The 24,140-nt window shown below is 68.7% G+C and carries 21 protein-coding genes, 2 tRNA genes and 1 pseudogene; 11 read left to right on the forward strand and 13 right to left on the reverse strand.

Annotation, left to right across the window (positions count from 1 at the left end):
- Positions 1-90: 90 nt before the first annotated feature.
- Both ABZZ20_RS15580 and ABZZ20_RS15585 read right to left on the reverse strand, forming a co-directional pair.
- Positions 91-516 carry a LysM peptidoglycan-binding domain-containing protein gene (locus tag ABZZ20_RS15580; protein WP_356869937.1) on the reverse strand — a complete coding sequence of 142 codons (426 nt, stop codon included), beginning with the start codon at positions 514-516 and terminating at the stop codon, positions 91-93.
- Between the two features lie 210 nt (positions 517-726).
- A tRNA-Ala gene (locus ABZZ20_RS15585) sits at positions 727-799 on the reverse strand.
- 161 nt (positions 800-960) lie between these two features.
- Here ABZZ20_RS15585 and ABZZ20_RS15590 point away from each other — a divergent pair.
- Both ABZZ20_RS15590 and ABZZ20_RS15595 read left to right on the forward strand, forming a co-directional pair.
- The gene (locus ABZZ20_RS15590; protein WP_356869938.1) at positions 961-1,509 is read left to right on the forward strand and encodes a DNA-binding protein; all 549 of its coding nucleotides are present in this window, start codon (positions 961-963) and stop codon (positions 1,507-1,509) included.
- Between the two features lie 59 nt (positions 1,510-1,568).
- Positions 1,569-2,840 carry a protein kinase gene (locus ABZZ20_RS15595; RefSeq protein ID WP_356869939.1) on the forward strand — a complete coding sequence of 424 codons (1,272 nt, stop codon included), beginning with the start codon at positions 1,569-1,571 and terminating at the stop codon, positions 2,838-2,840.
- A gap of 43 nt (positions 2,841-2,883) precedes the next feature.
- On the opposite strand, the gene ABZZ20_RS15600 is transcribed toward ABZZ20_RS15595, so the two are convergent.
- The 11 genes from ABZZ20_RS15600 to dnaA all read right to left on the reverse strand — a co-directional run bounded on the left by ABZZ20_RS15600 (position 2,884) and on the right by dnaA (position 17,260).
- Positions 2,884-4,188, reverse strand: a complete 1,305-nt coding sequence (locus tag ABZZ20_RS15600; protein WP_356869940.1) for a hypothetical protein — start codon at positions 4,186-4,188, stop codon at positions 2,884-2,886.
- A 121-nt stretch (positions 4,189-4,309) separates the two neighbouring features.
- Complete coding sequence (locus tag ABZZ20_RS15605; protein ID WP_208809277.1) at positions 4,310-4,444, reverse strand: DLW-39 family protein; 135 nt, start codon at positions 4,442-4,444, stop codon at positions 4,310-4,312.
- Positions 4,445-4,589: 145 nt separating this feature from the next.
- Positions 4,590-4,663 (reverse strand) — tRNA-Ile (locus ABZZ20_RS15610).
- 94 nt (positions 4,664-4,757) lie between these two features.
- Complete coding sequence (locus ABZZ20_RS15615; protein WP_356869941.1) at positions 4,758-5,405, reverse strand: DUF3566 domain-containing protein; 648 nt, start codon at positions 5,403-5,405, stop codon at positions 4,758-4,760.
- A 3-nt stretch (positions 5,406-5,408) separates the two neighbouring features.
- Positions 5,409-8,015 carry a DNA gyrase subunit A gene (gene gyrA / locus ABZZ20_RS15620; protein ID WP_356869942.1) on the reverse strand — a complete coding sequence of 869 codons (2,607 nt, stop codon included), beginning with the start codon at positions 8,013-8,015 and terminating at the stop codon, positions 5,409-5,411.
- Positions 8,016-8,055: 40 nt separating this feature from the next.
- Complete coding sequence (gyrB, locus tag ABZZ20_RS15625; protein WP_356870137.1) at positions 8,056-10,077, reverse strand: DNA topoisomerase (ATP-hydrolyzing) subunit B; 2,022 nt, start codon at positions 10,075-10,077, stop codon at positions 8,056-8,058.
- Positions 10,078-10,490: 413 nt separating this feature from the next.
- Entirely contained in the window at positions 10,491-11,018 is a 528-nt protein-coding gene (locus ABZZ20_RS15630; RefSeq protein WP_356869943.1) for a DUF721 domain-containing protein, read from the reverse strand.
- Positions 11,015-12,151, reverse strand: coding sequence for a DNA replication/repair protein RecF (gene recF / locus ABZZ20_RS15635; protein ID WP_356869944.1), 1,137 nt, complete (start codon positions 12,149-12,151; stop codon positions 11,015-11,017). The genes ABZZ20_RS15630 and recF overlap by 4 nt, the downstream gene beginning before the upstream one ends.
- Positions 12,152-12,215: 64 nt before the next feature.
- Positions 12,216-13,091, reverse strand: a complete 876-nt coding sequence (gene gnd / locus ABZZ20_RS15640; protein ID WP_356869945.1) for a phosphogluconate dehydrogenase (NAD(+)-dependent, decarboxylating) — start codon at positions 13,089-13,091, stop codon at positions 12,216-12,218.
- A 279-nt stretch (positions 13,092-13,370) separates the two neighbouring features.
- The gene (gene dnaN / locus ABZZ20_RS15645) at positions 13,371-14,501 is read right to left on the reverse strand and encodes a DNA polymerase III subunit beta (RefSeq protein WP_356869946.1); all 1,131 of its coding nucleotides are present in this window, start codon (positions 14,499-14,501) and stop codon (positions 13,371-13,373) included.
- 995 nt (positions 14,502-15,496) lie between these two features.
- On the reverse strand, positions 15,497-17,260 hold the full coding sequence (gene dnaA, locus ABZZ20_RS15650) for a chromosomal replication initiator protein DnaA (protein ID WP_356869947.1): 1,764 nt from the start codon (positions 17,258-17,260) through the stop codon (positions 15,497-15,499).
- Between the two features lie 355 nt (positions 17,261-17,615).
- Here dnaA and rpmH point away from each other — a divergent pair, with 355 nt between their 5' ends.
- The 9 genes and pseudogenes from rpmH to ABZZ20_RS15695 all read left to right on the forward strand — a co-directional run bounded on the left by rpmH (position 17,616) and on the right by ABZZ20_RS15695 (position 24,105).
- A complete protein-coding gene (gene rpmH, locus ABZZ20_RS15655) occupies positions 17,616-17,753 on the forward strand; it encodes a 50S ribosomal protein L34 (protein WP_018547628.1) in 138 nt (45 codons plus the stop codon).
- 21 nt (positions 17,754-17,774) lie between these two features.
- Positions 17,775-18,149, forward strand: a complete 375-nt coding sequence (gene rnpA, locus ABZZ20_RS15660) for a ribonuclease P protein component (RefSeq protein WP_356869948.1) — start codon at positions 17,775-17,777, stop codon at positions 18,147-18,149.
- Positions 18,146-18,400 (forward strand): annotated as a pseudogene (gene yidD, locus ABZZ20_RS15665) (membrane protein insertion efficiency factor YidD); the annotation flags it as partial. The gene rnpA and the pseudogene yidD, both read left to right, overlap by 4 nt.
- A gap of 30 nt (positions 18,401-18,430) precedes the next feature.
- On the forward strand, positions 18,431-19,534 hold the full coding sequence (yidC, locus tag ABZZ20_RS15670; protein WP_356869949.1) for a membrane protein insertase YidC: 1,104 nt from the start codon (positions 18,431-18,433) through the stop codon (positions 19,532-19,534).
- 15 nt (positions 19,535-19,549) lie between these two features.
- On the forward strand, positions 19,550-20,062 hold the full coding sequence (locus ABZZ20_RS15675) for a R3H domain-containing nucleic acid-binding protein (RefSeq protein WP_030153171.1): 513 nt from the start codon (positions 19,550-19,552) through the stop codon (positions 20,060-20,062).
- A gap of 138 nt (positions 20,063-20,200) precedes the next feature.
- Positions 20,201-20,917: a 16S rRNA (guanine(527)-N(7))-methyltransferase RsmG gene (gene rsmG, locus ABZZ20_RS15680; protein ID WP_356869950.1), complete on the forward strand. Its 717-nt coding sequence runs from the start codon at positions 20,201-20,203 to the stop codon at positions 20,915-20,917.
- A gap of 265 nt (positions 20,918-21,182) precedes the next feature.
- Positions 21,183-22,271 carry a ParA family protein gene (locus ABZZ20_RS15685; protein WP_356869951.1) on the forward strand — a complete coding sequence of 363 codons (1,089 nt, stop codon included), beginning with the start codon at positions 21,183-21,185 and terminating at the stop codon, positions 22,269-22,271.
- On the forward strand, positions 22,268-23,386 hold the full coding sequence (locus ABZZ20_RS15690; protein ID WP_356869952.1) for a ParB/RepB/Spo0J family partition protein: 1,119 nt from the start codon (positions 22,268-22,270) through the stop codon (positions 23,384-23,386). Before ABZZ20_RS15685 ends, ABZZ20_RS15690 begins: the two co-directional genes overlap by 4 nt.
- Before the next feature lie 101 nt (positions 23,387-23,487).
- Entirely contained in the window at positions 23,488-24,105 is a 618-nt protein-coding gene (locus ABZZ20_RS15695; protein WP_356869953.1) for a GNAT family N-acetyltransferase, read from the forward strand.
- The last annotated feature ends 35 nt before the right edge of the window (positions 24,106-24,140 follow it).

Below are 24,140 nucleotides of genomic sequence, written 5' to 3' on the forward strand. Positions count from 1 at the left end.
CCTGCCCCGCGGGGACCTTGTTGCGCCCCGTACCCATTGGATCCGGGCCTCTCCATGGTCCCCGCTCGGGCACGGGCTGAGGGACAGCCCTCAGTGGGGGAGGGTGAGCACCTGGCCCGGGCGGATGAGATCGGGGTTGGAGCCGACGACGCCCTTGTTCATGGCGTACAGCTCGCGCCAGCGGGCCTCGTTGCCCAACTCCCGGCGCGCGATCGCGGAGAGCGAGTCGCCGGCCCGCACGGTGTACGTGCGCTTCTTGGCGGTCGGCATCGGCTTCGGCTCGGGGGCCGCAGGAACCGCCTTGTGCGCGGCGGAGGACGGGGTGGGCGTGTGCGTCGGGTGAACGGCCCGGGTGGGCTTCGGCGGAGCTTGGGCCGCCATCCGCTCGGCAGCCGCCCTCGTGGCCGAAACGGCATCGGTGTACTTCGACGCGTAATCGGCGGTCGAGGTCGCCGCCGCCTTCTCGGCGGCCTCGTGCTTCTTCTTGTCGGACCTGAGGAAGTCGAAGAGTCCCATGTCTGTACGCCTCCGGCGTGGTGTCGCCCCCTGGCTCGGTGCCCTTCCCCCACTGTCGGGCAGGAGGGGCCGCCCGGCCCCGCGACTGACCCAACCGGGGGACCGCGCAGCCGCTGTTTCACGTGAAACACGCTCGGCCCCGAGCTCGGGACGGGATGCAAAAAACTCCCCCTGACCCACGTTAACGCAGGTCAGGGGGAGTTTCGGGAGTGGAGCTTAGGAGATTCGAACTCCTGACATCTGCCTTGCAAAGGCAGCGCTCTACCAACTGAGCTAAAGCCCCGAAAAGGTGGACGCGACCGTCCCCCGTGAAGGAGTGGCCGTTCCGCAGAACAGAGTACCGGGTGTACCCCCTCTTCCCGCAAAATGATAGGGACTCCCGCCCCGCGACCACTCTCCGTAAGATGCTCGCGAGGTTCGCACCAGCGAAGGGGAGTAGTGAGAGTGGACGCAGTACAGCAAGAGGCTACGGCCAGAGCCAGGGAACTTCAGCGCAGTTGGTACGGGGAGCCGCTCGGCGCGCTCTTCCGCCGGCTCATAGATGACCTCGGCTTGAACCAGGCCCGCCTCGCTGCCGTCCTCGGACTGTCGGCGCCCATGCTGTCCCAGCTGATGAGCGGCCAGCGCGCCAAGATCGGAAACCCGGCCGTGGTCCAGCGCGTCCAGGCCCTTCAGGATCTTGCGAGCCAGGTGGCGGACGGAAGCGTCAGCGCGGCCGAGGCCACCGACCGGATGGACGAGATCAAGAAGACCCAGGGAGGCTCGGTCCTCAGCAACAGCGGTCAGACCACCACCAGTTCCGGCGCGCCCACCGTCAAGCGCGTCGTCCGCGAGATCCAGTCGCTGCTGCGCTCGGTCTCCGCGGCCGGCGACATCATCGACGCTGCGGATTCCCTCGCCCCCAGCCATCCCGAACTGGCAGAGTTCCTCAGGGTCTACGGCGCGGGCCGTACCGCCGACGCGGTCGCCCACTACGAGGCCCATCAGAACTGACACGACGGACACGCACGGCGGCGGACAACGGTGACGGGGGACGGGGGACGGGCGCAGCGATGGGTGAGATCTTCGCCGGTCGGTACGAGCTGATCGATCCGATCGGGCGCGGGGGCGTGGGTGCCGTGTGGCGGGCCTGGGACCACCGGCGTCGCCGGTACGTCGCCGCCAAGGTCCTCCAGCAGAGCGATGCCCACACCCTGCTGCGGTTCGTGCGGGAACAGGCTCTGCGCATCGATCACCCGCACGTACTGGCCCCGGCCAGTTGGGCGGCGGACGACGACAAGGTCCTGTTCACGATGGATCTCGTCGCCGGAGGTTCCCTCGGCCACGTGATCGGGGACTACGGGCCGCTGCCGCCCCGTTTCGTGTGCACGCTGCTCGATCAGCTCCTGTCGGGGCTGGCGGCGGTGCACGCGGAGGGCGTCGTCCACCGCGACATCAAACCGGCCAACATCCTGATGGAGGCCACTGGAACCGGACGGCCGCACCTGCGGCTGTCCGACTTCGGCATCTCGATGCGCAAGGGCGAACCCCGCCTCACCGAGACCAACTACGTCATGGGCACTCCCGGTTACTTCGCCCCCGAACAACTGCTGGGTTCCGAACCCGACTTCCCCGCGGACCTCTTCGCCGTCGGACTGGTCGCCCTGTACCTGCTCCGGGGGCGCAAGCCCGATTCCCAGGCCTTGGTGGAGCGCTTCCTCACCCATGGCACCCCCGGTGCCCCGGAGGGCGTTCCCGCGCCGCTCTGGGACGTCGTCGCGAACCTCTTGCAGCCGAACCCCCAGAGCCGGTTCCGGACCGCCACAGGGGCCCGCAAGGCCCTTGCCGAAGCCGTCGAGCTCCTGCCGCCGCCCGGCCCGGACGAGGACCCGGTGGAGGTGTTCGACCAACTCGGGCCGCTCCCGCCCGGCTTCGGGCCCCAGGGCCCGCAGAGCACGGCTGCGGTGGCGCCCACGATGCCCACGGCGCCGGCGGTACAGCCGGCCGGTGTCCGGCCGCCCACGCCCACGCCCACGCCCACCTCGCCGGTAGCGGCGGAGCCCGCCCGTACCGATCCGCACGGCGCGGTCGCGACCGCCCCGGCCTCGACGTACGCCGACTCCCCGTACGCCGACTCCCCGCACGCGGCTCCGGCCACCGGGACCGGCAGCTACCACCTCGCGCCGCCGGAGCAGCCGACCACCCCGTACGGGGCCCCGGCCGCGCCCCTGCAGCCCTCGCGGGCGGGCGGAATCGCCCCGCCGCCGCCGAAGGTCACCGCCGGGATCCTGGTCGCCGCGCTGCTGTGCTTCGCGGTGGGCGCTTGGGCGCTGACCCAGATCTGAGGCAGCCCGCGCGCCCCTCTGCCCGGCGCCCCTCTGCCCGGGGCTACGCGCTCCGCCCGCGCCGGGCCAGCAGGATCCAGCCCCCGAGCAGGAGCAACAGCACGGCCCCGGTACCGAAGCCGGCACCGGCCACCACCCGCATCACCGAGCGGTTGCCGGCCGCGTCCGCGGCCTCGGGGGCGGTGAGCCCGTCCTTGGCGGCGGCCCGGTCATCGACGCCGACCCCGAACCCGGCGGCGGTCAGACTCTCCTTGTACGCAGGGGCCTTCGCCGGGGTGCCGATGACGTCCACTCGCAGGGTCAGCGGCACGGGGGTCGCGTCCTCGGTGAACTCGGCGACCTTTCCGCCCAGGGTCACGGCGAGGTAGTACCAGCCGGCCAGCCGTGCCCCCCGTACCTCGTCGGTGTTCGAGAAGCGGTTCTCGTACGCCACCGGCGCCGTCTTCGGCAGTGTGACGCCCGCCTGCTTGCCGTCGTAGGAGGCGTCCCCGTCCACGACCAGACTCCGGTACGGGCTGTACAGCGAGACGGTCAGCCCGTTGGAGGCCGACCCGTACTGCTTGGTCATCCGGGCGCCCGCGATCTCGGCGCTGAGCCCCAACTGCTGCCCCCAGTCCAGCGGGACCCGGTAGAAGCGGGTCTGCCCGGGCCTCAGGTCGTCGCGCCAGACCCCGCTGTCCAGGGCCCGGGCGTCGTTGAAGCCGGTGCCGCCAGTGCGGGCCACCGGCTCGGTGCCGGGCAGGGTGGGCGAGGCCGAGGGCCAGACACTGGGGGCGGCGGTCGGGGCGCTGCCCGTGGCGAGGCCTGGCTCACGCTGGAGCCGTAGCTCCAAGGGCCACGGGCCCTGGTCGGAGCCCTTCGCGGCGCTGCGGGTGACCTTCGCGAAGTAGACTCCGGCGCCCTGGCATTCGGCGTCCTCCTCCAGCCGCCGGACGGCGACCGCGCCGAGCGGGACGGGGTCGTACCCGAAGCCGGCCCGGCCGGGGTTGTTCGGGCATCGCCGGCCCTCCTTGGTCATGATCTCGACCTCCAGCCCGTCGCCGTAGCCGACCTTGGCGCCGTGCGGGGGCTGGATCACCGCGGAGAAGTACGCGCTGGAGGCGTCGTCGAGGTTCAGCCGGTAGACGCGCTCGCCCGGGCCCATCGCGTCCGCGTAGACCGTTCCGGCGGCCAGGAGGGGGGCGTCGGCGCTGCTGGACGTGCCCTCGATCTTCCGGGCACCCTCGGCGCCCCGGTACGTCGGCACCGGCTGCGGGGTCGCTGCGGCGGCCGGCACCGCCCCCGGGAGACCCGCCGCCAGGCCCAGGGCCGCCGCCCCCACCAGCACCGTCGTTCGTACCCGCCCCATCACGCCACCCCGATTTTGCTAGCGCAAGCCAAATCTTTGCATAACGTAACTTCTTGTCACAGAACAGCACAAAGCCCCGGCCGCAGCGGCAGCCGGGGCTTCATGAGATCAACCTTGGGTCTCACACACCGGAACCAGAAGGCACGGAGTCGGTTGCCTCCGTCCACAGGTCCTGCTCGGCGCGGTCCGCCTGGATCTGGCGGTACACGAGGAGCCCGCCGATGGCGGCCAGTGCGACCAGGAGCAGCTTCTTCACCGCGCGACCTCGTCTTTCATTGACGTTGGGGACTTCTGACGGCCAACAATACACACGGACCGATACCGTTCGGTGACCTGGGAAGGCCTCAACTGGCCCTACGAAGAAGACCCCCAGGCCTTTGGCCTGGGGGTCTTCGACACTGTGGGGCTAACAGGATTTGAACCTGTGGCCTCATCCTTATCAGGGATGCGCTCTAACCAACTGAGCTATAGCCCCATCCGCGCTGCGCGCTGACTCCTGAAGATTAGCGCACAGACACGGTCACGCCAAAATCCGTTCCCCGGGGGCGTCCCCGCAGGTCATTCGACGGTCATTCGTCCTCGGCGAGGGTGAGCTCCACACCGCCGACGAAGCCCGCCGACAGGTTGTAGATGAACGATCCCAGCGTCGCCAGGGCCGTCATGAGCACCACGTCGATCACCGCGATCACCGACGTGAAGACCAGGACCCGCGGCAGCGACAGGAACGACTGGAGGTCGAAACCGTTGCTCTCGTTCGAGCCGGTCGCCTCGCTGATCGTGCCGCCCACGGTCGAGAAGACGCCCATGGCGTCCATGACCATCCACAACACCGCCGCCGCCACGATCGTGCACAGGCCCAGCGCGATCGACAGCAGGAAGCTGACCTTCATCACCGACCACGGGTCGGCCTTCGCCACCCGCAGCCGCGCCTTGCGCGTCCTGGGCGTCGTACGGGCACCCGTACGCGGCTTGCGCTGCGCACCGGCGCCCCGCGGCACGCCCGGCCCCGAGGGCGCCGCGTAGGCCTGCGGCGGGTGGTACGGCTGCGGATCTGCGGGCGCGGCAGCAGCAGCCTTCTCCGGCTGCTGCTTGCGGGTGTCCGTCACGGTTCTCCCCCTACCCTCGGCGGCGGCGTCCCCGTCCGGGGAGTCCGCAGCGGGGCCACGGGCACCGTTCTCTCCAGTCTTGGCCGGTCCGGCGCCCGTGGCTCCACTCACGACTTACTCCTCGTGCTCCCCAGCCGAGGGCTGCGTGCCCTCGGCGGCCTCGGCGGCCTGTCCTTCGGCTGCCTCGGTCTCCTCGACCTCGTCAGCATCCTGACCGGCCTCGGCGTTACGAGCGATACCCACCACGGCATCGCGCTTGCCCAGGTTGATCAGCTGGACGCCCATGGTGTCACGGCCGGTCTCCCTGACTTCATTGACGCGCGTGCGAATCACACCACCGCTGAGCGTGATGGCGAGAATCTCGTCCGATTCGTCCACCACCAGCGCCCCGACGAGCGACCCGCGGTCCTCCACGATCTTCGCGGCCTTGATGCCCAGACCACCACGACCCTGGACGCGGTACTCGTCCACGGGCGTCCGCTTGGCGTAACCGCCGTCGGTCGCGGTGAAGACGAACGTACCGGGCCGGACCACGCTCATGGAGAGCAGTTCGTCACCCTCGCGGAAACTCATGCCCTTCACACCGGACGTCGCACGGCCCATCGGGCGCAGCGCTTCGTCGGTCGCCGTGAAGCGGATCGACTGCGCCTTCTTGCTGATCAGCAGCAGGTCGTCCTCGGCGGACACCAGCTCCGCACCGATCAGCTCGTCGGCAGTGCCGTCGGCGCCGTCGGCGCCCGTCTCCCGGAGGTTGATCGCGATGACACCACCCGAACGGGGCGAGTCGTAGTCCTTGAGCGCCGTCTTCTTCACCAGGCCGCCCTTGGTGGCCAGGATCAGGTACGGGGCGGCCTCGTAGTCGCGGATCGCGAGGATCTGGGCGATCTTCTCGTCCGGCTGGAAGGCCAGCAGGTTCGCCACGTGCTGCCCGCGGGCGTCGCGGCCGGCGTCCGGCAGCTCATACGCCTTGGACCGGTAGACCCGGCCCTTGTTCGTGAAGAAAAGCAGCCAGTGGTGCGTGGTGGAGACGAAGAAGTGGTCGACCAGGTCGTCCTGCTTCAACTTCGTGCCGCGCACGCCCTTGCCGCCGCGCTTCTGCGAGCGGTAGTCCTCGGTCTTGGTGCGCTTGACGTAGCCACCGTGCGTGATGGTGACGACGATGTCCTCTTCGGCGATCAGGTCCTCGATGGACATGTCGCCGTCGAAGGGCACCAGCTTGGAGCGCCGGTCGTCGCCGTACTTCTCGACGATCGCCGCCAGCTCCTCGCTGACGATCGAGCGCTGCTTCTCCGGCGAGGCCAGGATCGCGTTGTACTCGTTGATCTTCGCCTGGAGCTCGTCGTGCTCGGCGACGATCTTCTGCCGCTCCAGGGCCGCCAGACGGCGCAGCTGCATTTCGAGGATCGCGTTGGCCTGGATCTCGTCGATCTCCAGCAGGCCCATCAGGCCCTCGCGTGCGATCTCGACCGTGTTGCTGCGCCGGATCAGCGCGATGACCTCGTCGATCGCGTCCAGCGCCTTGAGCAGGCCGCGCAGGATGTGCGCCCGCTCCTCCGCCTTGCGCAGGCGGAACTTCGTCCGCCGGACGATGACCTCGATCTGGTGCTGCACCCAGTGGCGGATGAAGGCGTCGATCGACAGGGTGCGCGGCACACCGTCCACGAGCGCCAGCATGTTCGCGCCGAAGTTCGTCTGGAGGTCGGTGTGCTTGTACAGGTTGTTCAGCACGACCTTGGCGACGGCGTCGCGCTTGAGCACGATCACCAGGCGCTGGCCGGTCCGCGACGAGGTCTCGTCACGGACGTCGGCGATGCCGCCGATCTTGCCGTCCTTCACCAGGTCGGCGATCTTCTGCGCCAGGTTGTCCGGGTTGGTCTGGTACGGAAGCTCCGTGACCACCAGGCACTGGCGGTTCTGGATCTCCTCGACCTCCACCACCGCGCGCATCGTGATGGAGCCGCGACCGGTCCGGTACGCCTCCTCGATGCCCTTGCGGCCCACGACCAGCGCACCGGTCGGGAAGTCCGGGCCCTTGATCCGCTCGATGAGCGCGTCCTGCAGCTCCTCGTGCGAGGCCTCCGGGTGCTCCAGTGCCCACTGCGCACCTGCCGCGACCTCGCGCAGGTTGTGCGGCGGAATGTTGGTGGCCATGCCGACCGCGATACCGGCGCTGCCGTTGACCAGCAGGTTCGGGAAGCGCGCCGGCAGGACCGTCGGCTCCTGGTTGCGGCCGTCGTAGTTGTCCTGGAAGTCGACGGTCTCCTCGTCGATGTCCCGGAGCATCTCCATGGCCAGCGGCATCAGCTTGCACTCGGTGTAGCGCATCGCGGCCGCCGGGTCGTTGCCCGGGGAGCCGAAGTTGCCGTTCGAGTCCACCAGCGGCATCCGCATCGACCACGGCTGGGCCAGGCGGACCAGGGCGTCGTAGATCGAGCTGTCACCGTGCGGGTGGTACGTGCCCATGACGTCGCCGACGACGCGGGCGCACTTGTAGAAGCCCTTCTCGGGCCGGTAGCCGCCGTCGTACATGGCGTACAGCACGCGGCGGTGCACCGGCTTGAGGCCGTCGCGCACGTCCGGCAGGGCGCGCGAGACGATGACGGACATCGCGTAGTCGAGGTAGGAGCGCTGCATCTCCGTCTCGAGCCCGACGGGCTCGATGCGCAGCACGGGCTGCTCCTCCGCGGGGTTCTCTGCGGTGGGGGTGGTTTCGTCGGCCATTGCTGGTCAGAAGTCCTTTCGGGCGGCCATGAGAGCCGACTCAGATGTCGAGGAAGCGAACGTCCTTGGCGTTGCGCTGGATGAAGGAGCGCCGGGCTTCGACGTCCTCACCCATCAGCACCGAGAACAGGTCGTCGGCCTGCGCCGCGTCGTCCAGCGTGACCTGGCCGAGCACGCGGTGGTCCACGTCCATCGTGGTGACGCGCAGTTCCTCGGCGTTCATCTCGCCCAGACCCTTGAAGCGCTGGATCGAGTCTTCCTTGATCCGCTTGCCGTTCTGCTTGCCGAGTTCCACCAGCGCATCGCGCTCGCGGTCCGAGTACGCGTACTCGAAGTCGTCCCGGCCCCACTTGATCTTGTACAGCGGCGGGCGCGACAGGTACACGTGGCCCGCCTCGACCAGCGGACGCATGAAGCGGAACAGGAAGGTCAGCAGCAGGGTGTTGATGTGCTGGCCGTCGACGTCGGCGTCCGCCATCAGGATGATCTTGTGATAGCGGAGCTTCTCGATGTCGAAATCCTCGTGCACACCGGTACCGAAGGCGCTGATGAGCGCCTGGACCTCGGTGTTCTGGAGGATCTTGTCGATCCGGGCCTTCTCGACGTTCAGGATCTTGCCGCGGATCGGCAGGATGGCCTGGTACATCGGGTTGCGGCCGGACTTGGCGGAACCGCCGGCCGAGTCGCCCTCGACGATGAAGATCTCGCACTGCGTCGGGTCGTTCGACTGGCAGTCGGACAGCTTGCCCGGCAGCGAGGCGCTCTCCAGCAGACCCTTGCGGCGGGTGAGGTCACGCGCCTTGCGGGCCGCGACGCGCGCCGTGGCCGCCTGGATCGACTTGCGGATGATGTCCGCCGCCTCGACCGGGTTCCGGTCGAACCAGTCGTTGAGGTGCTCGTGGACGACCTTCTGCACAAAGGTCTTCGCCTCGGTGTTGCCCAGCTTGGTCTTCGTCTGGCCCTCGAACTGCGGCTCGCCCAGCTTCACCGAGATGATCGCCGTCAGGCCCTCGCGGATGTCCTCGCCGGCGAGGTTGTCGTCCTTCTCGCGGAGCAGCTTCTTGTCGCGCGCGTAACGGTTCACCAGACCCGTCAGCGCCGCGCGGAAGCCCTCCTCGTGGGTACCGCCCTCGTGCGTGTGGATCGTGTTCGCGAAGGAGTACACGCCCTCGGTGTACTGGGAGTTCCACTGCATCGCGATCTCGACCGAGAGCATGCGCTCCTTGTCCTCGGCCTCGACGTCGATGACGGTCGGGTGGATCAGCTCGCCCTTGCGCGAGTTCAGGTACTTCACGAAGTCGACGATGCCGCCCTCGTAGTGGTACTTGACCGTGCGCGCCTTGGGCTCCTGCGCGTCCGCGTCGGGGTTGTCGGCGTCCGCCGTGGCCTTCGCCGACTCGCGCTCGTCGGTCAGCGTCAGGGTCAGACCCTTGTTGAGGAAGGCCATCTCCTGGAAGCGCCGCGACAGCGTCTCGAAGGAGTACTCGGTCGTCTCGAAGATGTCCCCGTCGGCCCAGAACGTCACCGAAGTGCCGTGCTCGTCGGTCTCCTCGTTCTTGGCCAGCGGGGCCGTCGGCACGCCCAGCTTGTAGTCCTGGGTCCAGCGGTACCCGTCCGTCTTGACCTCGACCGCGACCTTGGTCGACAGGGCGTTCACGACGGACACACCCACACCGTGCAGACCGCCGGAGACGGCGTAGCCGCCACCGCCGAACTTGCCGCCCGCGTGCAGGACGGTCAGCACGACCTCGACGGCCGGCTTGCCCTCGGAAGGCACGATGCCGACCGGGATGCCGCGACCGTTGTCGACGACCCGGACGCCGCCGTCGGCGAGGATCGTGACGTCGATCGTGTCCGCGTGACCGGCCATCGCCTCGTCGACGGAGTTGTCGACGACTTCCTGGACCAGGTGGTGCAGGCCGCGCTCGCCGGTCGAGCCGATGTACATGCCTGGCCGCTTGCGGACCGCGTCCAGGCCCTCAAGCACCTGAATCGCGCTGGCGTCGTAATTCTTCTCGTTGGAGTCGCCGGAATCGGCCACGAAGCGCCCTCTCTGGCACAGCGCAGCCCGTACTCCGGACCAGCGAGTGCGCCGGAGGAGCGGCCGCGTCGATCTGCGTTGTCTGCGTGATCCCGCGAACGGGCGGGATTGGCTTCAGTCTACCGGTACCACCGACATGAATGGGGGTTTGCCGGTACCTGAGTCCGCATGTGCCGCCCTGAACCTCTACTCTCCGACTCCCCATATCCGGGAAGGGGCTCAAAGAGGCTCACACGGGCATCCAGCGCTTCGGCCTGTCAACCTCCCACTACCGTGAGGGACGCCACCCGGAGCAACGGCCGCGCCGGCTCGCGAAAACAGCACACCGACCGGTATGCCGACCGGCGCACGGGGCCGCCCGGGCGTCCGCAGAAGGCCGGCCGCAGCAGGCGTCGGGGCAGACCGGCGCCGTGCGCACGGCCGCCGCTCCGCGGTTATCCGTAGGTGTCTCCCGGGCCCGTACTGCCCGGCGCGCGCCACGGCCCGTACCGCTTCGGGCGCCCACCCGGACCCTGGACCTTGATCAACCGGACCGTGCCCTGCCCCAGGTCCGCGTTCAACCGCGCCACCAGCTGTGGTGCCAGCAGCTTCAACTGCGCCGCCCATGCCGAGGAATCACACCGCACGACCAGTTCACGGTCCTCGTACCGATCCGGTTCACAGTGCGCCGCGATCTCCGGTCCGACGATCTCCGGCCAGCGCTCCATCACGCCCGCGACCGCCATCGGCATCTCCCAGCCGTGTTCCGTCCGCAGCCGGTCCAGCGCCGCCATCAAGGGCATCGGGTCCCGGCCGTCGGCACGCGCACCCGAACGCAGCCCCGGCTGCTGGCGCCCCTTCTTCCCGCCGACCGCGTTGCCCCGGGCCCTCGCCTGCTCCCGGGCCGCCGCCAGCGCCTGCCGCGCGAGATCCACACCCGACTGCTCCGGCACCTTGCGCGGTTCCTGCTCCTCGCTGCTCACAGCCGGGTCACCTCACCACCGGACACCCCGAACCGCGTCCCCGCCAACACGCCCGGAACGTCGTCGTCCACTGCCGCCGTCACCAACACCTGCTCGCCCGGGGCCACCAGCTCCGCGAGCCGCTCCCGACGCCGCGCGTCCAGCTCGGCGAACACGTCGTCCAGGATCAGCACCGGTTCGGCGCCCTCCGAGCGCAGCAGCTCGTACGAGGCCAGCCGCAGCGCCAGCGCGTACGACCAGGACTCCCCGTGGCTCGCGTACCCCTTCGCCGGCAGGTCTCCCAGCCGCAGCAGCAGGTCGTCCCGGTGCGGACCCACCAGGGTCACGCCCCGCTCGATCTCCTGCTTGCGCACGTCGGCCAGGGCCGCCAACAGCACCTCGTACAGCGCCTCGCGCGTCCGCGTCGTGCCGCTGTCCACCGCCTCGCCGGCCGAGGACCTGTACGCGAGCCCCAGCGGGCCGCCGCCCGGCGCGAGCTGTTCGTACGCCTTGTCCGCCAGCGGCAGGACGGTCGCGATCAGGTCGAGGCGCTGGGCCAGCAGTTCCGCCCCCGCGCGCGCCAGGTGCTGGTCCCAGACGTCGAGGGTGGAGAGGTCCATGGACCGGCCGCCGTGCCGGCGGGCCATCGCCGCCGACTTCAGCAGCGTGTTGCGCTGCTTGAGCACGCGCTCGTAGTCCGAGCGGACCCCCGCCATCCGCGGTGAGCGCGCCGTGACGATCTCGTCGAGGAACCGCCGCCGCTCTCCGGGATCGCCCTTCACCAAGGCCAGATCCTCCGGCGCGAACAGCACCGTACGTACGATCCCCAGCACGTCCCGGGGCCTGACCTGCGAGGACCGGTTGATCCGGGCCCGGTTGGCCCGCCCCGGATTCAGCTCCAGCTCCACCAGCTGCTGCCGCTCGCCGTGGGTGACGGCCGCGCGGATGATCGCCCGGTCCGCGCCCATCCGTACGAGCGGCGCGTCCGAGGACACCCGGTGGCTGCCGAGCGTCGCCAGATAGCCGATCGCCTCGACCAGGTTCGTCTTGCCCTGGCCGTTGGGACCCACGAAAGCCGTGACGCCCGGGTCGAGGGGAACCTCGGCCCGGGCGTACGAGCGGAAGTCGGCCAATGAGAGATGCGAAACATGCATACGGCGCCGACCTCCCCCGGCTTGCTGCTGCTCTGCTCTGTGCTGCTGTGGTGCTGTGGTGGAGCTACTTCTTCTCGACCGCGTGGCCGCCGAACTGGTTCCGCAGGGCGGCGATCATCTTCATCTGCGGCGAGTCGTCCTGACGGGAGGCGAACCGCGCGAACAGCGAGGCGGTGATCGCGGGCAGCGGCACGGCGTTGTCGATCGCCGCTTCCACCGTCCAGCGGCCCTCGCCCGAGTCCTGCGCGTAGCCGCGCAGCTGCTCCAGGTGCTCGTCCTCGTCCAGTGCGTTCACGGCGAGGTCCAGGAGCCACGACCGGATGACCGTGCCCTCCTGCCAGGACCGGAAGACCTCGCGGACGTCGGTGACCGAGTCCACCTTCTCCAGCAGCTCCCAGCCCTCGGCATAGGCCTGCATCATGGCGTACTCGATGCCGTTGTGGACCATCTTCGCGAAGTGGCCCGCGCCCACCTTGCCGGCGTGCACGGCGCCGAGCTCGCCTTCCGGCTTGAGGGCGTCGAAGACCGGCTGGACCGCGGCGACGTGCTCCTTGTCGCCGCCGTACATCAGCGCGTAGCCGTTCTCCAGGCCCCAGACACCGCCGGAGACACCGCAGTCGACGAAGCCGATGCCCTTGGCCGCCAGCTCCGCGGCGTGCTTCTCGTCGTCGGTCCAGCGCGAGTTGCCGCCGTCCACGACGACGTCGCCGGGCGAGAGCAGCTCGCCGAGCTCGTCGACGGTGGACTGGGTCGCCGCGCCCGCCGGGACCATCACCCACACGACGCGGGGGGCCTGCAGGCTGTCCACAAGTTCCGAGAGGCTGTGGACATCGGCGAGGTCCGGGTTGCGGTCGTATCCGATGACGGTGTGGCCTGCGCGGCGGATGCGCTCGCGCATGTTGCCGCCCATCTTGCCGAGACCGACGAGACCAAGCTCCATCAGGTGGTTCCTTAAGCGTTGTGGCCGTCTGTGCCGGATCCCCCGGACTCACCGGGGCATCCCGGATCCGAGCCTACGCCGGGCCGTGCCGCCCGGCGCCACGGGCGCTCCCGGGACGGCCATACCGGGGCTGTACGAGTCCTGCCCACGGGCCGCAGGGGGCCGCCGCGAAGTGCTGCGGCAGCCCGGGTGTGGGGGACCGGGGCCTTGCGCGTGCGGGGGCGAACGCGGTCGGGCCCGGCCCCGCAGCCTGCGAGACCGGGCCCGACCGCGTCGACGTCAGCCGGACAGGCGCACCGGCATGATCAGGTACTTGTACGCCTCGTCGGCCTCGGCGTCCACCGCCGGGCGGCCGCTGAGCAGCGCCGGCTTGGTGGACGTGGTGAAGCTCAGCTGCGCGGCCGGGGAGTCGATCGCGCTCAGGCCGTCCAGCAGGAAGGTCGGATTGAAGGCGATCGAGATGTCGTCGCCCTCCAGGACGGCGTCCACGCGTTCCACAGCCTGTGCATCGTCGGAGGAGCCGGCCTCCAGGATCAGCACGCCCTGCTCGAAGCTGAGGCGGACCGGGGTGTTGCGTTCGGCGACCAGGGCCACGCGCTTGACGGCCTCGACGAACGGGGCGGTCTCGATCACGGCGATGGAGTTGAACTCCGTCGGGAACAGCGTGCGGTACTTCGGCAGGTCGCCCTCAAGGAGGCGGGTGGTGGTGCGGCGGCCGGCGCCCTCGAAGCCGATGAGGCCCTCGCCCGCGCCGGAGCCCGACAGCGCCAGGGTGACGGTGTCACCGCTGGTCAGGGACTTGGCGGTGTCCAGCAAGGTCTTGGCGGGCACCAGGGCCACGGCGGAGGCGTCCGGGTTCTCCGGCTTCCACAGGAACTCGCGGACCGCGAAGCGGTAGCGGTCGGTGGAGGCCAGGGTGACGCGGTCGCCCTCGATCTCGATGCGGACACCGGTCAGCACGGGCAGCGTGTCGTCGCGGCCGGCGGCAATGGCGACCTGGGCCGCGGCGGAGGCGAAGACCTCGCCGGGGACGGTGCCGGTCGCGGTAGGCATCTGCGGCAGCGCCGGGTACTCCTCCACGGGCAGGGTGTGGAGCGTGAAGCGCGAGGAGCCGCAGACCACGGTCGCCCGTACACCGTCTGTGGAAATCTCCACCGGGCGGTTGGGGAGGGCGCGGCAGATGTCGGCGAGCAGCCGGCCGGAGACGAGGACGGTGCCGTCCTCCTCGACGTCCGCCTCGACGGAGACGCGGGCCGAGACCTCGTAGTCGAAGCCGGAGAGGGACAGGGTTCCGTCCTCGGCCTTCAGCAGCAGGCCCGCGAGAACGGGCACCGGCGGCCGGGCCGGGAGGCTACGGGCAGCCCAAGCCACCGCCTCCGCGAGTACGTCGCGCTCCACCCGGATCTTCACCGGAACCGCCTCCTGCTGTTGCTCGCTCGTCTGCCGGCCTTCGTCGTCGGCTCGATGCCCTCGATGCCTCGATGCCCTCGATGGCTCGGAGCCTCGTTGCCGGGGACCAGTCTGACGTACGGCGCTGACAGCCGCTGCTGTCGGCGGTCAAGTCGGGAGCGAGGTGTCGGGGAGGCGTCTCCACCGAGTTGTGCACAGGACCTGCTTGAAAACCGAAACCGGCCTAACTCTCTATGGGGGTAGTAGTAGGGCCTGTGGAAACGGTGGATAACCCCGTTCTCGCAGGTCAACCCGCGTTTTTTATCCACCGACCCTGTGGGTGACACCGGTGGACAACCCGCTGTCTCTGTGGAGAACGAAAAGTTCTGCACAGGCCATCCCCAGGTGACCCCGACTACTCCACAGGTGTGTCCCCAGCTTTCCCCCGGTACTCCACAGGTCAAACGTCTACTTCGGTGTGACGCCTTTCACTCCGGGTGGTGAGAGGAGGTGGAATGTTGCCGAACAGTGGACAGCGGTGTGGGTAACTCATCTGATCCTGTGCACAGGATGCGGCAACCTGTGGGTCGACGGTGGACGGAGGCGTGGACAGGCCTGTGGACGAATGCTCTGTCCACAGGCTGTGGATGACGGTTGCGCACAATTCCACAGGGATGTGACCTGGGCTGATGGTCCCTCACCACGCAGCCCTGTGGACAGATTGTGGGCAACGGAAGCCGTCCCCAGCCTGTGGACGGAAGAAAGTCCGGCAATCTGTGGATAAGTTGCTCGGCAGGGGGCGTATTCGAACAGGTCAGGGGCGCGCGAACAACAAAGGGCGCCCCCGAAGTACCCCGGGAGCGCCCTCTGAATGCGTTTGAAGAAGCCCTGACGACCCGCACACGGCCGCTTCGGAACCTGTACAACACGGCACGGTGCAGCGCAGCGCGGCACCACACGACCCGCCACACGACCCGCTGCACGGCACACCACAGCGTTGTGCAGCGCGAGCCGGATCAGGCGTTCTTGATGCGGTTGGTGAGCTCGGTGACCTGGTTGTAGATGGAGCGCCGCTCTGCCATCAAAGCGCGGATCTTGCGGTCCGCGTGCATCACGGTGGTGTGGTCACGGCCGCCGAACTGCGCCCCGATCTTGGGCAGGGACAGGTCCGTGAGTTCCCGGCACAGGTACATGGCGATCTGCCGGGCGGTGACCAGGACGCGGCTGCGCGAGGAGCCGCACAGGTCGTCCACGGTCAGGCCGAAGTAGTCGGCGGTGGCCGCCATGATGTCCGAGGCGGTGATCTCGGGCGCGGAGTCCTCCCCGCCGGGGATCAGGTTCTTGAGGACGTCCTCGGTCAGGCCGAGGTCGACCGGCTGCCGGTTCAGGCTCGCGAAGGCCGTGACGCGGATCAGCGCCCCCTCCAGCTCGCGGATGTTGCGCGAGATGCGGGATGCGATGAACTCCAGTACCTCCGGCGGTGCGTTGAGCTGCTCCTGGACGGCCTTCTTGCGCAGGATCGCGATGCGCGTTTCCAGCTCGGGCGGCTGCACGTCGGTGATCAGGCCCCACTCGAAGCGGTTGCGGAGCCGGTCTTCGAGGGTGACGAGCTGTTTGGGCGGCCGGTCCGAGGACAGCACGATCTGCTTGTTGGCGTTGTGGAGCGTATTGAAGGTGTGGAAGAACTCCTCCTGCGTCGACTCTTTGCTCGCGAGGAACTGGATGTCATCGACGAGCAGGATGTCCATCTCGCGGTACCGCTTGCGGAACGCGTCGCCCTTGCCGTCGCGGATCGAGTTGATGAACTCGTTGGTGAACTCCTCGGAGCTCACGTACCGGACCCGGGTGCCCGGGTAGAGGCTCCGCGCGTAGTGCCCGATGGCGTGCAGCAGATGGGTCTTGCCCAGCCCCGACTCCCCGTAGATGAAGAGGGGGTTGTAGGCCTTGGCGGGTGCCTCGGCGACCGCTACCGCGGCGGCGTGCGCGAAGCGGTTGGAGGCGCCGATGACGAAGGTGTCGAAGAGGTACTTGGGGTTCAGCCGGGCGGTCGGCTCCAGCGGACCCGAAGTGGAACCGCCGGACGGGGCCGGGGGCGGAGCGGGACGGCCGGGCGCCTGGCGCGGGGTCGGCTGCTCGTACTGATGGGACTGCTGCGGCGAGTGGGACTCGTAGGGGGACTGCTCGTACGACTGCTGTTCGTAGGAGCCCTGGTCATAGCCACCGGACTCGGACTGCTGGAGGTAACCCGGCTGCGGGGAGGCGTACGGGTCGCGCTCCGGGAAGCCGCCGAGGCGGGGCTGCTGCCAGCCGTAGTCGTCCTGCTGGCCGCCACGGGGCCAGGAGCCGGGCTCGGGGCGCGACTGCTGGTAGTCCGGGTAGGCGGGGCGGGCGGTGGGCAGCTGGTCGTCGCCGGGGCCGCCGGGCCCGGTGTGACCGCGCTGGCCGCCGTAGGGCTCGTAGGAGTCCGCGCGCTGCTGGGCGGGCGCGGCCAGGGGCGCCGGCTCGCCCGCGGAGTCGTCCACGGTGATGGCGATGCGGATGGGGCGGCCGCACTCCCGGCTCAGCGCATCGCTGATCAACGGGGCGAGTCGGCCTTCCAGGACGCGCTTGCCGTACTCGTTCGGAACGGCGAGCAGCGCGGTGTCGGCGACGAGGGCCAGCGGCTGGCAGCGCTCCACCCACTGCTTGTCCTTGGGCTCGATCGCCTGCTGTCCCTCCCCGAGGAGCTTTTCGAGCACCCTTGGCCACACTGCGGCAAGATCGGCAGGTACGTCAGCCACAGAGCACGCTCTCTCACAGGGGTCCCACGAATGTGTGGTTCTTTGGGACGGTCGGGACAAAAAATCCGGGATCAGGCAACGGTAGTCAGGCCGACGGGTACGGTTCAAGTCGTTGTCCACAGCCTGTGCACAGTGTGGGGGCACGTCGCCTCGGTTTGACCGGATGGCGTAGCCGCGCGTACCGTAACGAGGTCGAGTTGTCGATGGCTGCTGCCGCCTGCCTACCGATGGGCGAAGATCACCTTTTGTGATCGTTTAGCGGTGCCACTCGGGCGAACACGCGAGTTTCCTCGTGGGCGCACGGTGACAGCCAGGCGATGTCCCGCCACAACGATTCATTCTCTGGAGCCCCCGAGTGAGCAAGCGCACCTTCCAGCCGAACAACCGCCGTCGTGCCAAGACCCACGGCTTCCGCCTGCGGATGCGTACCCGTGCCGGTCGCGCGATCCTGGCGAACCGCCGCAGCAAGGGCCGCGCCGCCCTCTCCGCGTAACAGCGCGAAGGTCGTGACGTCGTGCTGTCTCCCGAAAATCGGCTGAGGCGGCGCGAGGACTTCGCGAGCGCGGTACGACGGGGTCGTCGGGCTGGTCGCCCGCTCCTCGTCGTCCACCTACGTACAAGCGGTGCAACGGACCCGCACGAGCCGGGGGAGATCGATCCCTCGACGCGTGCGGGTTTCGTCGTCAGCAAGGCCGTGGGTGGCGCGGTCGTCCGTAACCGGGTGAAGCGCCGTTTGCGCCATCTTGTGCGTGAGCGGCTGTCTCGGCTGCCCGCCGGTAGCCTGGTGGTGGTGCGTGCATTGCCCGGAGCGGGTGATGCCGGCCACGAGGAATTGGCCCGGGACCTGGATGCCGCATTGCTGCGGCTCCTGGGAGGCGCGGCTCGATGAAGTACCCGCTGCTCGCTTTGATCAAGCTGTACCAGTGGACGATCAGTCCGCTGCTCGGGCCGGTGTGCCGTTACTACCCCTCGTGCTCGCGCTACGGGTACACGGCCATCGACCGGCATGGTGCGGTGAAGGGGACTGTTCTTACCGCCTGGCGGATCTTGCGGTGCAATCCGTGGTCCCCAGGAGGTGTGGACCACGTCCCACCCCGTAAACGCCCGCGTTGGCACGAGCAGCTGCGCAGTGCGTTGCGTAGATCTCGCAATGCTCAAGGAGCCTGATTAGTGGACACGATTGCCAATCTGTTCAGCTTTATCACCACGCCCGTCTCGTGGGTCATCGTCCAGTTCCACTCGCTGTACGGCGCGATCTTCGGCCCGGACAGCGGCTGGGCCTGGGGCCTGTCCATCGTGTCCCTGGTGATCTTGATCCGTATCTGTCTGATCCCGCTCTTCGTGAAGCAGATCAAGGCGACGCGGGGCATGCAGGCGCTCCAGCCGAAGATGAAGGCGATTCAGGAGCGCTACAAGAACGACAAGCAGCGTCAGTCCGAAGAGATGATGAAGCTGTACAAGGAGACGGGTACCAACCCGCTCTCCTCGTGCCTTCCGATTCTGGCGCAGTCCCCGTTCTTCTTCGCGCTCTACAGCGTGCTGTCGGCCATCGCCAACGGCAAGACCATCGGCGTGATCGACGACCAGCTGTTGGCGAGCGCCCGCCAGGCCCACATCTTCGGCGCCCCGCTGGCTGCGAAGTTCACGGACAGCGCGGAGAAGGTCGCCTCGCTCGGCGCCTCTCTGACCGACGTCCGGATCGTGACCGCGGTCATGATCGTCCTGATGTCGCTGTCGCAGTTCTACACCCAGCGTCAGCTGATGCAGAAGAACGTCGACCTCTCGGTCAAGACGCCGTTCATGCAGCAGCAGAAGATGCTGATGTACATCTTCCCGCTGATCTTCGCGTTCATGGGCATCAACTTCCCCGTGGGTGTTCTCGTCTACTGGCTGACCACGAACGTCTGGACCATGGGTCAGCAGATGTACGTGATCAACCAGAACCCGACGCCGGGCAGCAAGGCACAGGACCAGTACCTGACCCGCCTGCTGAAGCACATCGGCACGCACGGTGACGTCAAGGGCCGGGGCAAGAAGAAGATCGTTGCCGCGATCGTGGCCAAGGGGCCCGACCGCAACGACAACGAGCGCAAGTTCATCGTGGCTTTGACGAAGCAGGGCCTGGCGGCGCAGGCCGACGGTTCTGTGGTCAAGAGCGTCGATGCCACGACCGACGCGGATGCGGCCGGCGGCGGTGCGCCGAAGCGGCAGCAGCCGAAGCGGCAGACCAAGTCGCAGCGTCAGACGCCCCCCAAGCCCTCTTCCAAGAAGTAAGAAGGAGTCCCTCCCGTGACGGAAGGCACCACCACCGCCGCCGCTGAGAGTGGCGACACCCTGACCCGCCTCGAGCAGGAGGGTGAGATCGCGGCCGACTACCTTGAGGGTCTGCTGGACATCGCGGACCTGGATGGGGACATCGACATGGACGTCGAGGCCGACCGGGCCGCGGTATCCATCGTCAGTGACTCCGCCAGCCGTGACCTCCAGAAGCTCGTGGGCCGTGACGGTGAGGTCCTGGAGGCTCTGCAGGAGCTGACGCGTCTCGCCGTGCACCGCGAGACCGGGGACCGCAGCCGGCTGATGCTGGACATCGCCGGTTTCCGTGCGAAGAAGCGCGAGGAGCTGGCGGCACTGGGCGCCCAGGCGGCGGCGGACGTCAAGGCGTCCGGTGAGCCGCTGAAGCTGGCGCCGATGACGCCGTTCGAGCGCAAGGTCGTCCACGACGCCGTGGCGGCTGCCGGTCTGAAGAGCGAGTCGGAGGGCGAGGAGCCGCAGCGCTTCGTCGTCGTACTCCCGGCCTGACCACAAGCCTGAGTGTTCGGCCCCGTCTGTGTCGCAGGCGGGGCCGATGTTTGTCAGCCTGGCAGTGCTGTTTCGAGCGGTGCCAGTTTTTGAGCAGTGCGTTTTCAACGATCCATGCGGTACGGAAGGACGGTCCCCGTGACGGAGGCAGCGGAGCTTCCCCCGGCGCCTGAAGAGGCGCGCGCGGTGTTCGGCGAGTTTTTCCCGGAAGCTGTGCGGTATGCGGAGCTGCTGGCGGACGCGGGGGTCAAGCGCGGCCTGATCGGTCCGCGTGAGGTGCCACGGCTGTGGGAGCGGCACCTGCTGAACTGTGCGGTGCTCTCGGAGGTGGTGCCCGAGGGCGTCACCGTCTGCGATGTGGGTTCGGGCGCGGGCCTGCCGGGAATTCCGCTGGCTCTGGTGCGGCGGGATCTGAAGATCACGCTGCTTGAGCCGCTGCTGCGGCGGACGACCTTCTTGCAGGAGGTCGTGGAGCTGCTGGGCCTGGACCACGTCACGGTGGTGCGCGGCCGGGCCGAGGAGGTCCTGGGCAAGGTGCAGCCGGTGCATGTGGTGACCGCGCGCGCGGTGGCTCCGTTGGACCGACTGGCCGGCTGGGGCGTGCCCCTGCTGCGTCCCTACGGCGAGATGCTGGCGCTCAAGGGGGACACCGCCGAGGAGGAACTGGTGGCGGCGAAGGTCGCGCTGGCGAAGCTCGGGGTGGTCAAGACCTCGGTGCTGCACGTGGGCGAGGGTGTGGTGGATCCCATGTCGACGGTGGTGCGGGTTGAGGTCGGAGAAAGCCCCGGTGGAGTGAGGTTCGCGGCCAAGCGGGCTAAGGCTGCCCGAGTGGGGCGGACGCGCCGCCGCCGTTGATCTTCGGATCCGGGCATGTTCGGGCGAATGTTTCGGGCGGGTTGGGCCCTATAGGTACGGATTTCGGAGTGTCGTAGAGGCCCACAGACTCCGTCCGGGCATCGTGTTTCACGTGAAACGTCGCTCTCTGCTGCACGGAATCATCAGCCGCGGCCGTGCGGCTGCGTCCCCCCGTCCCCGCAAGGGCGATGGGGGGATGGAGTTGTCCACATCGGTGGATTCATCCACAGGAGTACGGGCCCCGCTGGTTCGCAACCCCAGTGACATGGCAGGCTCTGTTCATCGCGAGCCTGATGTCGAGGAGAGTGACACCGTGCGGTCCGACGCCAACCTCGCGGGGCCGATGGCCGATCCGGTCCCCGGTCCCCGCTCTGAATCGACGGGCGAGGATGTTTCACGTGAAACATCGCCCCCGCCCCTTGTAGACAACGACACGCCCATCGGCCGTGCCGCCCAGCTGGCGGTGGAGGCGCTGGGGCGCGCCGGTGAGGGGTTGCCCCGACCGGCTCAGACGCGGGTCATCGTCGTCGCCAACCAGAAGGGCGGCGTGGGCAAGACCACGACGACCGTGAATCTGGCAGCCTCACTGGCCCTACACGGTGCTCGGGTCCTGGTGGTCGATCTCGACCCGCAGGGCAACGCGTCCACGGCGCTCGGTATCGACCATCACGCGGATGTCCCCTCGATCTACGACGTGCTCGTGGACAGCCGCCCGCTGCTGGAGGTCGTCCAGCCGGTGGTCGACGTGGAGGGGCTCTTCTGTGCCCCGGCGACGATCGACCTGGCGGGCGCCGAGATCGAGCTGGTGTCCCTGGTGGCGAGGGAAAGCCGCCTCCAGCGGGCCATCCAGGCGTACGAGCAGCCGCTCGACTACATCCTGATCGACTGCCCGCCCTCGCTGGGGCTGCTCACGGTGAACGCACTGGTGGCCGGCGCCGAAGTACTCATCCCGATCCAGTGCGAGTACTACGCACTGGAGGGGCTGGGTCAGCTGCTGCGCAATGTCGACCTGGTGCGGGCCCATCTGAACCCGACGCTGCACGTGTCGACGATCCTGCTGACCATGTACGACGGCAGGACCCGGCTGGCCTCCCAGGTGGCGGAGGAGGTGCGCACCCACTTCGGCAAGGAGGTGCTGCGCACGAGCATCCCGCGCTCGGTGCGTATTTCCGAGGCGCCGAGCTACGGCCAGACGGTGCTCACCTACGATCCGGGTTCCAGCGGTTCCCTCTCCTACCTGGAAGCGGCGCGCGAGATCGCGCTGCGGGGAGCCGGAATTTCGTACGACGCCCAGCACGCCCATCTGGGCGCGGGCATGAACAGCACGCAGAGTGTGGCGGAGGGGATCCAATGAGCGAGCGACGTAGGGGTCTGGGGCGGGGGCTCGGCGCGCTGATCCCCGCCGCCCCGCAGGAGAGGACACCGCCGGTGATCGGCGGGGGGTCGACATCTCCGTCGGCGGTGCCGGCGTTGACTTCGGAACGCGGAATCGCGGCGGCGAAGCTGGCTGCACTGGCCCAGGCCGATGGGTCACTGGGGGCGCCCTCAGCGGTGGTTGGAAGAGACGCTTCTGCAGCGGTTGCCCCGGCGGATCAGCCGGAAACGGTGGAGCCCGAGACCAATGTGGTCGCCGGGGCGACCTTTGCCGAGCTGCCGATGGATGCGATCACCCCGAACCCTCGGCAGCCCCGTGAGGTCTTCGATGAGGATGCGCTGGCAGAGCTGGTGACCTCCATCCAGGAGGTGGGTCTGCTCCAGCCGGTGGTGGTCCGGCAGGCTACTCCGGGCCGCTATGAGCTCATCATGGGTGAGCGTCGCTGGCGGGCGTGCCGGGAGGCCGGGCTGGAGCACATTCCGGCGATCATCCGGGCGACGGATGACGAGAAGCTGCTGCTGGACGCACTGCTGGAGAACCTGCACCGGGCGCAGCTGAATCCCTTGGAGGAAGCGGCTGCGTACGACCAGCTGCTCCAAGACTTCAACTGCACGCACGATCAGCTGGCGGACCGGATCGGGCGTTCGCGCCCTCAGGTGTCGAACACGCTGCGCCTGCTGAAGCTGTCGCCGTCGGTGCAGCGTCGAGTGGCCGCAGGTGTGTTGTCGGCGGGGCACGCGCGGGCGCTGCTCTCGGTGGAGGAGTCCGAGGTCCAGGACCGGTTGGCGCATCGGATCGTGGCCGAGGGGCTGTCGGTCCGTGCCGTCGAGGAGATCGTGTCGCTGATGGGCTCGGAGTCCTCGGGCGTGGTGAAGCCGAAGGGTCCGCGAGCGGGCGCCCGGGTGGCTCCGGCGCTCAGCGAGCTGGCGACGCGCCTGTCGGACCGGTTCGAGACGCGGGTGAAGGTGGATCTGGGGCAGAAGAAGGGAAAGATCACCGTCGAGTTCGCCTCGATGGAGGATCTGGAGCGGATTCTGGGAACGCTGGCGCCGGGCGAGGGCCGGGTGTTGGAGCAGGGTTTGTCCGGGGAGTGAGCCCCCCGCCGCCGAGGGGCGGGTCGTGCCGGTGCCGGCGCGCCCCGCCCCTTTGCCTTGTTGCGGTTTCGCCTGATTCGGGCTGTGGATACGATGCGGTCATGGGGCGTCGGTTGGTACCACTCACGCTGGACAACCTCCAGGACCTGCCTTCGCGTTGCCGGTCCTGTGTCTTCTGGGAGTTGGATCCGGTCAGCGGCGAGGCTGCCGTGAAGGCGGGGACTCCGGCGCTGGAGAAGGAGGCGTGGATCTCCGCCGTCCTGCTGGAATGGGGTTCGTGCGGCCGTGTGGTCTACGTGGACGAGGTCCCGGTGGGATTCGTGCTGTATGCGCCGCCGGCGTACGTGCCTCGGGCCACGGCCTTCCCGACGAGTCCGGTGTCACCGGATGCCGTACAGCTGATCACCGCGTGGATCATGCCGGGGTATCAGGGACAGGGTCTGGGGCGGGTGATGGTCCAGACGGTGGCCAAGGACCTGCTGCGGCGGGGGTTCCGGGCGATCGAGGCATTCGGGGATGCGCGCTGGGACGGCCCGGCGTGCCTGCTGCCGGCTGACCATCTGTTGGCCGTGGGCTTCAAGACGGTCCGGCCGCATCCGCTGCATCCGCGGCTGCGGTTGGAGTTGCGCTCGACGCTCTCGTGGAAGGAAGACGTGGAGCTCGCGTTGGACCGGCTGCTGGGTGCGGCACGGAAGGAGCCCGCGCTGCGTCCGCTGTGACGCGGAAACGGGGCCGCCCCGTGGGAGCGGCCCCG

This window comes from Streptomyces sp. NPDC006430, from assembly GCF_040612395.1.
Classification (GTDB): domain Bacteria; phylum Actinomycetota; class Actinomycetes; order Streptomycetales; family Streptomycetaceae; genus Streptomyces.

Excerpts from the sequence above, each read along its gene's own strand:
- recF (WP_356869944.1), bottom strand. The coding sequence starts at position 12,151 with ATGCATGTTTCGCATCTCTCATTGGCCGACTTCCGCTCGTACGCCCGG.
- ABZZ20_RS15600 (WP_356869940.1), bottom strand. The coding sequence starts at position 4,188 with ATGGGGCGGGTACGAACGACGGTGCTGGTGGGGGCGGCGGCCCTGGGC.
- ABZZ20_RS15580 (WP_356869937.1), bottom strand. The coding sequence starts at position 516 with ATGGGACTCTTCGACTTCCTCAGGTCCGACAAGAAGAAGCACGAGGCC.
- ABZZ20_RS15595 (WP_356869939.1), top strand. The coding sequence starts at position 1,569 with ATGGGTGAGATCTTCGCCGGTCGGTACGAGCTGATCGATCCGATCGGG.
- gyrA (WP_356869942.1), bottom strand. The coding sequence starts at position 8,015 with ATGGCCGACGAAACCACCCCCACCGCAGAGAACCCCGCGGAGGAGCAG.
- gnd (WP_356869945.1), bottom strand. The coding sequence starts at position 13,091 with ATGGAGCTTGGTCTCGTCGGTCTCGGCAAGATGGGCGGCAACATGCGC.
- ABZZ20_RS15695 (WP_356869953.1), top strand. The coding sequence starts at position 23,488 with ATGGGGCGTCGGTTGGTACCACTCACGCTGGACAACCTCCAGGACCTG.
- ABZZ20_RS15685 (WP_356869951.1), top strand. The coding sequence starts at position 21,183 with ATGGCAGGCTCTGTTCATCGCGAGCCTGATGTCGAGGAGAGTGACACC.
- ABZZ20_RS15690 (WP_356869952.1), top strand. The coding sequence starts at position 22,268 with ATGAGCGAGCGACGTAGGGGTCTGGGGCGGGGGCTCGGCGCGCTGATC.